The following is a 1,974-nucleotide window of genomic DNA, read 5'->3' as shown; positions in this document are numbered from 1 at the left end:
TTGGAACCGAAAGTGCCGTAAGAAAACGTGGTGGCAGCAGGAATTTGCCGTATTTAAATGCGAAGCCACGGCAAATTCCGTTACTGGGCACGTATGCGTGAACAGTAACGGAGAAGAGGTGCAGGTGATGTTCCGTGATGTGAAGAATTATGATATAATGAGCGCAAGTGAGCCAGAAAGCTGCTTGCAGATTTATGGCGAACGGCGAATGGCGATCACGATAGCTGCGTCAGCAGCGGTAAGCATCGAAGATGCGAATCATGATATAATGGCAGAATTACTTAAAAATTTGACAGGAGAATGTTATGGAACAGAGGATTCAGTTATCGGATCATTTCGGTTTTGGGAGATTGATCCGGTTTACAATTCCATCTATTTTAATGATGATTTTTACCTCCATTTACGGAGTGGTAGATGGATATTTTGTATCGAATTTTGTAGGAAAAACGCCGTTTGCGGCGGTCAATTTCATTATGCCGTTTCTGATGGTCGTAGGTGCCATGGGATTTATGTTCGGCACGGGTGGAAGTGCCCTGATCGCCCGGATTATGGGCGAGGGCAGGCGTGAGAAGGCGCAGGAGATTTTTTCCCTTCTGATCGCTGCGACCTTTGTTTCTGGTCTGGTAATTGCGGTTATCAGTATTCTGTTTTTACCGCAGATCGCTGCCTTTCTTGGCGCGAAGGGAGAGATGCTGGCGGACTGCATCCGGTATGGACGGATCATTCTGGTGGCGCTTCCGTTTTTAATGCTGCAGTATGCGTTTGGCAGCCTTTCCGTGACGGCGGAGAAGCCGAAGCTGGGGCTGATTGTAACGATCATTTCGGGTGTGCTCAATATGACGGGAGATGTTCTGTTCATGGGAGTGTTCCATTGGGGAATTGCCGGAGCGGCGATGGCGACTGCGATGGGACAGATCATAGGCGGAACGATACCGCTGGTTTATTTCCTGCGGAAGAACAGCAGCAGCCTGCGCCTTCGCAGACCAAAGTGGGATGGAGGAGCGCTCAGACGTGCCTGCACCAACGGTGTATCGGAATTGATGAGCAGTATTTCCATGTCCATTGTCGGCATGCTGTATAACGCGCAGCTGATGCGCTACGCGGGAGAAAACGGAGTCGCAGCTTACGGAACCATCATGTATGTGGATTTTATTTTCCTTGCGATTTTCATCGGTTATGCGACCGGCGTAGCTCCAGTTATCAGCTATCACTACGGCGCAGGAAATAAAAAGGAGTTAAATAACCTGCTAAAGCGCAGTGTGCTTCTGATCGCGGCGGCGTCTCTGAGCATGCTGCTGCTGTCCGAGGTGATGGCGGCACCGTTGGCAGCTATTTTCGTAGGATATGATGCCGGGCTTCTGGACATGACGGTACATGCGTATTCCATTTATGCGGTTTCGTTCTTATTCTGCGGTTTCTCCATTTTCAGTTCCGCCTTTTTTACGGCGCTGGGAGATGGACTGACCTCGGCGCTGATAGCATTTTTGCGTACTCTTGTGTTTGAAAGTGCATCGGTTATCATTCTGCCGCTGCTCCTGGGCTTGAACGGAATCTGGGGTGCAATTATCGTGGCGGAATGTATGTCCGTGACGGTGTCAGTTATCTTTTTGGTGGCGAAGAGAAGGAGGTATCAATATTTTTAGGACAATAAGCGGGAATCCTCGGCAATTCAATTACCGAGATGAAAGCGCAGGAGTGTGCATATCTGCACAATGCAAATAGTATAATAATTCTCATCCTTTGATAGTAATGCCGTAACCGGCATACAATAAAAGCGAAAATATGTTCGAATAATAATTGCGTATTACACTTCAATATGATATACTATATGTATGAAAGGAAATCTGATACATTATAGAACTTGCGTGTGTAATATTAACTACCATATGGTTTGGTCGGTGAAATACAGACGGAAGATATTAACCCCAGAAGTTGAGAAATACCTACAGGAACTCGTGCAGCAGATAGCTGACG

At 47.4% G+C, this 1,974-nt stretch carries 2 protein-coding genes; both read left to right on the top strand.

Features of this window, described 5'->3' with window-relative positions; genetic code table 11:
- The first annotated feature begins 305 nt into the window (after positions 1–305).
- Positions 306–1,643, top strand: coding sequence for an MATE family efflux transporter (locus DWZ16_RS15215; RefSeq protein WP_118468077.1), 1,338 nt, complete (start codon positions 306–308; stop codon positions 1,641–1,643).
- 189 nt (positions 1,644–1,832) lie between these two features.
- Positions 1,833–1,974 (top strand): transposase (locus tag DWZ16_RS15210; RefSeq protein ID WP_182427300.1); only part of this gene is annotated, 142 nt, incomplete at its 3' end.

Source organism: Clostridium sp. AF29-8BH (genome assembly GCF_003478145.1).
GTDB lineage: Bacteria > Bacillota > Clostridia > Lachnospirales > Lachnospiraceae > Otoolea > Otoolea fessa.
The sequence above is the reverse complement of the archived record's forward strand: the minus strand, read 5'-3'. Positions and strand labels throughout refer to the sequence as shown.